The organism is Pseudomonas sp. PS01300 (genome assembly GCF_029960155.1).
Taxonomy (GTDB): Bacteria; Pseudomonadota; Gammaproteobacteria; order Pseudomonadales; family Pseudomonadaceae; genus Aquipseudomonas; species Aquipseudomonas palmensis.
This window is the reverse complement of sequence record NZ_JASCPN010000110.1, coordinates 1-7338: the sequence shown is the minus strand read 5'-3', so window position 1 is coordinate 7338 and position 7338 is coordinate 1. Positions and strand designations below refer to the sequence as shown.

At 64.7% G+C, this 7338-nt stretch carries 6 protein-coding genes; 5 read left to right on the top strand and 1 reads right to left on the bottom strand.

Annotated features, from left to right (window positions below; all coding sequences use genetic code 11):
- Positions 1-67 precede the first annotated feature (67 nt).
- Entirely contained in the window at positions 68-508 is a 441-nt protein-coding gene (locus QMX96_RS26120; protein WP_282362687.1) for a heme-binding protein, read from the bottom strand.
- A gap of 257 nt (positions 509-765) precedes the next feature.
- On the opposite strand from QMX96_RS26120, the gene gcl reads away from it, so the two are divergent.
- The 5 genes from gcl to pyk all read left to right on the top strand — a co-directional run bounded on the left by gcl (position 766) and on the right by pyk (position 7263).
- Positions 766-2541 carry a glyoxylate carboligase gene (gene gcl / locus QMX96_RS26115; protein WP_043859896.1) on the top strand — a complete coding sequence of 592 codons (1776 nt, stop codon included), beginning with the start codon at positions 766-768 and terminating at the stop codon, positions 2539-2541.
- Positions 2542-2598: 57 nt separating this feature from the next.
- Complete coding sequence (gene hyi / locus QMX96_RS26110; RefSeq protein WP_054915603.1) at positions 2599-3381, top strand: hydroxypyruvate isomerase; 783 nt, start codon at positions 2599-2601, stop codon at positions 3379-3381.
- 119 nt (positions 3382-3500) lie between these two features.
- Entirely contained in the window at positions 3501-4394 is an 894-nt protein-coding gene (locus tag QMX96_RS26105; RefSeq protein ID WP_054915604.1) for a 2-hydroxy-3-oxopropionate reductase, read from the top strand.
- A 183-nt stretch (positions 4395-4577) separates the two neighbouring features.
- Positions 4578-5858, top strand: coding sequence for a glycerate kinase (locus QMX96_RS26100; RefSeq protein ID WP_054915605.1), 1281 nt, complete (start codon positions 4578-4580; stop codon positions 5856-5858).
- A complete protein-coding gene (gene pyk / locus QMX96_RS26095; RefSeq protein WP_229590437.1) occupies positions 5848-7263 on the top strand; it encodes a pyruvate kinase in 1416 nt (471 codons plus the stop codon). Before QMX96_RS26100 ends, pyk begins: the two co-directional genes overlap by 11 nt.
- Positions 7264-7338: the final 75 nt, after the last annotated feature.

Sequence of the window (7338 nt, the reverse complement as noted above, 5' to 3'; positions counted from 1 at the left end):
GGTCAAGCCCGCTCCCACAAAAACACCAGTGATCTTTGTGGGAGCGGGCTTGACCCGCGATAGGGCCTTAAGCCGCTACCCCCGCATCCGCCGTCAACCCCGCCTCTTCGATCGCACTGATCGCGCACTGCTCGTCGATATCCGACGTATCACCACTGATACCGATCGCGCCCAGCACTGTCCCGCTCTGATCCCGAATCAGCACCCCACCCGGCGCCGGCACCACCGGGCTCTGGCCCAACCCGTTGAGCGCGGCGAAGAACGCCGGGCGCTGCTGCGCGTCCAGCGCCAGCAGGCGCGAGCCCTTGCCCAGCGCAATCGCCCCCCATGCCTTGCCCATCGCCACCTGCGGACGCAGCAGGCTGGCGCCGTCCTCGCGCTGCAGGGTCAGCAGGTGCCCACCGGCATCGAGCACCACCACGGTCAGCGGCGCCGCCGAGATCCTGCGGCCGGCCGCCAGCGCGCCATTCACCAGGCTCACCGCTACTTTCAAGCTCAGAACGTTCATCCAAAGGTCCTCTTGTTGTTAGAAGCCCACGTGGGCAAGTGAAAAACCAATACAACAAATAGAACACAATGAAGAATATTTTTGTATACAATAATTCACTCCATCCGACCAAAACCCGTCACAACCCCTTTTTTACGGGGTAACGACGAAAGCACCCAGTGGCGGATGAAAATGGATTGACCAGAGTCGCCTGCCGTGAATACACTCTGTCGAAAAGCAATTTGTATACAATTACAAAATCTAAGAGGCACAAAACCATGAGCAAAATGAGAGCAATCGATGCAGCCGTGCTGGTCATGCGCCGTGAAGGCGTCGACACCGCATTCGGCATCCCGGGCGCCGCGATCAACCCGCTGTATTCGGCCCTGAAGAAAGTCGGCGGCATCGATCACGTCCTTGCTCGTCACGTGGAAGGTGCCTCGCACATGGCCGAGGGCTACACCCGTACCAAGGCCGGCAACATCGGCGTGTGCATCGGCACCTCCGGCCCTGCCGGCACCGACATGGTCACCGGCCTGTACAGCGCCTCGGCCGACTCCATCCCGATTCTGTGCATCACCGGCCAGGCGCCCCGCTCGCGCCTGCACAAGGAAGACTTCCAGGCCGTCGACATCACCAGCATCGTCAAGCCGGTCACCAAGTGGGCCACCACCGTGCTCGAACCTGGCCAGGTGCCGTATGCGTTCCAGAAAGCCTTCTATGAAATGCGCACCGGCCGTCCTGGCCCTGTACTGATCGACCTGCCGTTCGACGTGCAGATGGCCGAGATCGAATTCGACATCGACGCCTACCAGCCGCTGCCGGTGAGCAAGCCGTCGGCCAACCGCGTGCAGGTCGAGAAGGCCCTGGCCATGCTCGACTCCGCCGAGCGTCCGCTGCTGGTGGCCGGTGGCGGCATCATCAACGCCGATGCCAGCGACAAGCTGGTGGAATTCGCCGAACTCACCGGTATCCCGGTCATCCCGACCCTGATGGGCTGGGGCACCATCCCTGACGACCACCCGCTGATGGTGGGCATGGTCGGCCTGCAGACCTCGCACCGCTACGGCAACGCGACCATGCTCAAGTCGGACGTGGTGCTGGGCATCGGCAACCGCTGGGCCAACCGCCATACCGGCTCGGTGGATGTGTACACCGAAGGCCGTCGCTTCATTCACGTCGACATCGAACCGACCCAGATTGGCCGCGTGTTCACCCCGGACCTGGGTATCGTGTCCGACGCCGGCGCCGCACTGGACGTGTTCCTGGAAGTGGCCCGCGAGTGGAAAGCCGCCGGCAAGCTCAAGGACCGTGGCGAGTGGCTCAAGGACTGCCAGCAGCGCAAGGCCAGCCTGCACCGCAAGACCCACTTCGACAACGTGCCGGTCAAGCCGCAGCGCGTGTACCAGGAAATGAACCAGGTGTTCGGCAAGGACACCTGCTACGTCAGCACCATCGGCCTGTCGCAGATCGCCGGTGCGCAGTTCCTGCACGTGTACAAGCCGCGTCACTGGATCAACTGCGGCCAGGCCGGCCCGCTGGGCTGGACCATTCCTGCGGCACTGGGCGTGGTCAAGGCCGACCCGTCGCGCAAGGTCGTGGCACTGTCGGGCGACTATGACTTCCAGTTCATGATCGAAGAGCTGGCGGTGGGCGCGCAGTTCAACCTGCCGTACATACACGTGGTGGTGAACAACTCCTACCTGGGGCTGATCCGCCAGGCCCAACGCGGCTTCGAGATGGATTACTGTGTACAGCTGGCGTTCGAGAACCTCAACGCCCCGGAACTGAACGGCTACGGTGTGGACCACGTCGCGGTTGTAGAAGGTCTGGGTTGCAAGGCACTGCGCGTGTTCAAGCCGGAAGAAATCCAGCCGGCCCTGCGCAAGGCCCAGCAGATGGCCGAAGAGTTCAAGGTGCCGGTCGTGGTCGAGGTGATCCTCGAGCGCGTGACCAATATTTCCATGGGTACCGAAATCAACGCGGTCAACGAATTCGAAGACCTGGCGCTGGTCGGCAACGACGCGCCAACCGCGATCTCGCTGCTCGACTGACTGTTGTAGCGGCCCTGCTGCCCCGCGCACAGGGCCCACTTTTGCAAGGAGACAACCATGCCTCGTTTCGCCGCCAACCTGTCCATGCTGTTCACCGAGCAGGACTTTCTCGCCCGTTTCAAGGCTGCTGCCGACGCCGGCTTCAGCGGGGTCGAGTACCTCTTCCCGTACGATTTCAGCTCGGCTGAAATCAAGCAGCACCTGGACAGCAACGGCCTGACCCAGGTGCTGTTCAACCTGCCGGCCGGCGACTGGGCCAAGGGTGATCGCGGCATCGCCTGCGACCCGTCCCGTGTCGAGGAATTCCGTGCCGGCGTGGACCTGGCCATTGCCTACGCCCAGGTACTGGGCAACACCCAGGTCAACTGCCTGGCCGGCATTCGCCCACAAGGCCCGGACTGCGCCACGGTGCGCAAGACCTTCGTCGACAACCTGAAGTTCGCCGCCGACAAGCTGCAGGCAGCAGGCATCAAGCTGGTGATGGAGATGATCAACACCCGCGACATCCCGGGCTTCTACCTGAACACCACCAAGCAGGCGCTGGAGATCCAGGCCGAAGTGGGCAGCACCAACCTGTTCCTGCAGTACGACATCTACCACATGCAGATCATGGAAGGTGACCTGGCCCGCACGATGGAAGGCAATCTGGCCAAGATCAACCACATCCAGCTGGCCGACAACCCGGGCCGCAACGAGCCGGGCACCGGCGAGATCAACTACCGCTTCCTGTTCGAGCACCTGGACCGTATCGGCTACCAGGGCTGGGTAGGCTGCGAATACAAGCCGCTGACCACCACCGAAGCGGGCCTTGGCTGGCTCAAGACCCACAACGCGATCTGAACCCCACATAACCCCTGTAGGAGCCAGCCTTGCTGGCGAAGGGGCCTGACCGAACACCTCATGGCCCCATTCGCCGGCAAGGCCGGCTCCTACATGTACAAAAACAAGAGGTAATTGTAATGGCTAAAATCGGATTCATCGGCACCGGCATCATGGGCCTTCCAATGGCTCAGAACCTGCAGAAGGCAGGTCACAGCCTGTTCCTTTCCTCGCACCACGGCGCCGCGCCGAGCGACCTGATCGCCGCCGGCGGCGTGGCCCTGGCCAACCCCAAGGAAGTGGCCCAGGAAGCCGAGTTCATCATCGTCATGGTGCCGGACACTCCCCAGGTCGAAGCCGTGCTGTTCGGTGAAAACGGCGTGGCCCAGGGCATTGGCCCGAACAAGGTGGTGATCGACATGAGCTCGATCTCCCCTACCGCCACCAAAGCCTTCGCCGAGAAGATCAAGGCCACCGGCGCCACCTACCTCGACGCCCCGGTGTCCGGTGGTGAAGTCGGCGCCAAGGCCGCGACCCTGAGCATCATGGTCGGCGGTTGCCCCAAAGCCTTCGAACGTGCCCAGCCGCTGTTCCAGGCCATGGGCAAGAACATCACCCACGTGGGTGGCAGTGGTGACGGCCAGACCGCCAAGGTCGCCAACCAGATCATCGTGGCCCTGAACATCCAGGCCGTTGCCGAAGCCCTGCTGTTCGCCGCCAAGAACGGCGCCGACCCGGCCAAGGTGCGCGAAGCACTGATGGGCGGCTTTGCCTCCTCGAAAATCCTCGAAGTGCACGGCGAGCGCATGATCAAGGGCACCTTCGACCCGGGCTTTCGCATCAGCCTGCACCAGAAGGACCTGAACCTGGCCCTGCAGGGTGCCAAGGAGCTGAACATCAACCTGCCCAACACCGCCAATGCCCAACAGGTGTTCAGCACCTGCGCGGCCATCGGTGGCGCCAACTGGGACCACTCGGCGCTGGTCAAGGGCCTTGAGCACATGGCCAACTTCTCGATCCGCGGCGACAAGTAAGCGTCAAGCGGCAGGTTTCATGCGGCAAGACCGGCAGACCGCGCATCGGTCCGCTGTCTCTTGCAGCTTGTAGCCTGAAGCTTGCCGCGCTAAAGAGCACCACCCGCCCTTGGGCCCGTCTGCACGGAGGCAGGCCCAGGGGCGTTTTCGATTCTGCAAAACAATAAGATTTGGGAGCCTGCCATGTCGGTCGATCCGCAACACTTTCTGCGCGAGCTGTTCGCCACGGCCATCGATGCCGCGCATCCACGCCAGGTGCTCGAAGCCCACCTGCCCAGCGACCGCAGCGGCCGCGTCATCGTCATCGGCGCCGGCAAGGCCGCCGCCGCCATGGCCGAAGTGGTCGAGCGCAGTTGGCAGGGCGAGGTCTCGGGCCTGGTCGTGACCCGCTACGGCCACGGCGCCAGCTGCAGCAAGATCGAAGTGGTCGAAGCCGCCCACCCGGTACCGGACGCCGCCGGCCTGGCCGTGGCCAAGCGTGTGCTGGCGATGGTCAGCGACCTCAGCGCCGACGACAGGGTGATCTTCCTGCTCTCCGGCGGAGGTTCCGCCCTGCTGGCCCTGCCCGCCGAAGGCCTGACCCTGGCCGACAAGCAGCAGGTCAACAAGGCCCTGCTCAAATCCGGCGCTACCATCGGCGAGATGAACTGCGTGCGCAAGCACCTCTCGGCGATCAAGGGCGGCCGCCTGGCCAAGGCCTGCTGGCCGGCCACGGTGTACACCTACGCGATTTCCGACGTACCCGGCGACCTCGCCACCGTGATCGCCTCCGGCCCCACCGTGGCCGACCCGAGCACCTCGGCCGAAGCGCTGGCGATCCTCAAGCGCTACAACATCCAGGCCCCGGCCGCCGTCACCGCGTGGCTGAACAACCCGGCCTCCGAAACCGTCAAGGCCGATGACCCGGCCCTGGCCCGCAGCCACTTCCAGCTGATCGCCCGCCCCCAGCAGTCGCTGGAGGCCGCTGCGGTAAAGGCGCGCCAGGCCGGCTTCAGCCCGCTGATCCTGGGTGACCTGGAAGGTGAGTCGCGTGAAGTGGCCAAGGTGCATGCCGGCATCGCGCGCCAGATCGTGCAGCACGGCCAGCCACTGGCGGCGCCCTGCGTGATCCTGTCGGGCGGCGAAACCACCGTCACCGTGCGCGGCAATGGCCGCGGCGGGCGCAACGCCGAGTTCCTGCTCAGCCTCACCGAAAGCCTGAAGGGGTTGCCCGGCGTGTACGCACTGGCCGGTGACACCGACGGCATCGACGGCTCCGAAGACAACGCCGGGGCCTTCATGACCCCCGACAGCTATGCGCGTGCCCAGGCCCTGGGCCTGTCGGCGGCAGACGAGCTGGACAACAACAATGGCTACGGTTATTTCGCCGCGCTCGACGCCTTGATCGTTACCGAGCCCACGCGCACCAACGTCAACGATTTTCGCGCCATCCTGATCCTCGAGACCGCACAACATGACGCCTGACAAGAAAGTCAAAATCCTCGCCACCCTCGGCCCCGCGACCAAAGGCATCGACGACATCCGTCAGCTGGTCGAAGCCGGGGTGAACATCTTTCGCCTGAACTTCAGCCACGGCGAGCACGCCGACCACGCCATGCGTTTCGAATGGATCCGCGAAGTGGAGCGCCAGCTCAACTACCCGCTGGGCATCCTCATGGACCTGCAGGGCCCCAAGCTGCGCGTCGGGCGTTTTGCCGAAGGCAAGGTGCAGCTGCAACGCGGCCAGGCCCTGCGCCTGGACCTGGATGCCACACCGGGCGATGCACAGCGGGTCAACCTGCCCCACCCGGAGATCATCGCCGCGCTGGAGCCGGGCATGGACCTGCTGCTCGATGACGGCAAACTGCGCCTGCGCGTGACCGCCAAGCACGCCGACGCCATCGACACCGAGGTGCTCAACGGCGGCGAACTGTCCGACCGCAAGGGCGTGAACGTGCCCCAGGCGCTGCTCGAGCTCAGCCCGCTGACCGAAAAGGACCGTCGCGACCTGACCTTCGGCCTGGAGCTGGGCGTGGACTGGGTGGCCCTGTCGTTCGTGCAGCGCCCTGAAGACATCATCGAGGCGCGCCAGCTGATCGGCGACCGGGCCTACCTGATGGCCAAGATCGAGAAGCCCTCGGCGGTCGCGCAACTGCGCGAGATTGCCCAGTTGAGCGACGCGATCATGGTCGCCCGTGGCGACCTGGGCGTGGAAGTGCCGGCCGAAAGCGTGCCGCAGATCCAGCAGCGCATCATCACCACCTGCCGCCAGCTGGGCCGCCCGGTGGTGGTGGCCACGCAGATGCTCGAGTCGATGCGCTTCAGCCCGGCCCCGACCCGCGCCGAGGTCACCGACGTGGCCAACGCCGTGGCCGAGGGCGCCGATGCGGTGATGCTGTCGGCCGAGACTGCCTCGGGCGACTACCCGCTCGAAGCGGTGCAGATGATGAGCAAGATCATCCGCCAGGTCGAAAGCGGCCCGGACTACCAGGCCCAGCTGGACGTGGGCCGGCCACAGGCCGAGGCCACCGTGTCGGATGCGATCAGCTGCGCGATCCGTCGCATCAGCGGCATCCTGCCGGTGGCGGTGCTGGTGAACTACAGCGAGTCGGGCAACTCGACCCTGCGCGCAGCGCGTGAACGGCCGCGTGCACCGATCCTCAACCTGACCCCCAACCTCAACACCGCACGGCGCCTGAGTGTGGCCTGGGGCGTGCATTCGGTGGTCAACGATCGGTTGCGCCAGGTGGACGAAGTGGTGTCCACGGCACTGGAGATTGCCCAGGCCCAGGGCATGGCCAGCCGTGGCGACATCCTGTTGATCACTGCCGGTGTGCCTTTTGGCAAGCCGGGGTCGACCAATACGCTGCGGATCGAAACCCTGCTCTGATTTGATTGGGGCGGCTGCGCCGCCCATCGCGGGTCAAGCCCGCTCCCACAAGGATCACATCGGCCCTTGTGGGAG

Bases quoted from the DNA above. Each gene is read 5' to 3' on its own strand.
- QMX96_RS26120 (WP_282362687.1), bottom strand. From the start codon at position 508: ATGAACGTTCTGAGCTTGAAAGTAGCGGTGAGCCTGGTGAATGGCGCG.
- hyi (WP_054915603.1), top strand. From the start codon at position 2,599: ATGCCTCGTTTCGCCGCCAACCTGTCCATGCTGTTCACCGAGCAGGAC.
- QMX96_RS26105 (WP_054915604.1), top strand. From the start codon at position 3,501: ATGGCTAAAATCGGATTCATCGGCACCGGCATCATGGGCCTTCCAATG.
- pyk (WP_229590437.1), top strand. From the start codon at position 5,848: ATGACGCCTGACAAGAAAGTCAAAATCCTCGCCACCCTCGGCCCCGCG.
- QMX96_RS26100 (WP_054915605.1), top strand. From the start codon at position 4,578: ATGTCGGTCGATCCGCAACACTTTCTGCGCGAGCTGTTCGCCACGGCC.
- gcl (WP_043859896.1), top strand. From the start codon at position 766: ATGAGCAAAATGAGAGCAATCGATGCAGCCGTGCTGGTCATGCGCCGT.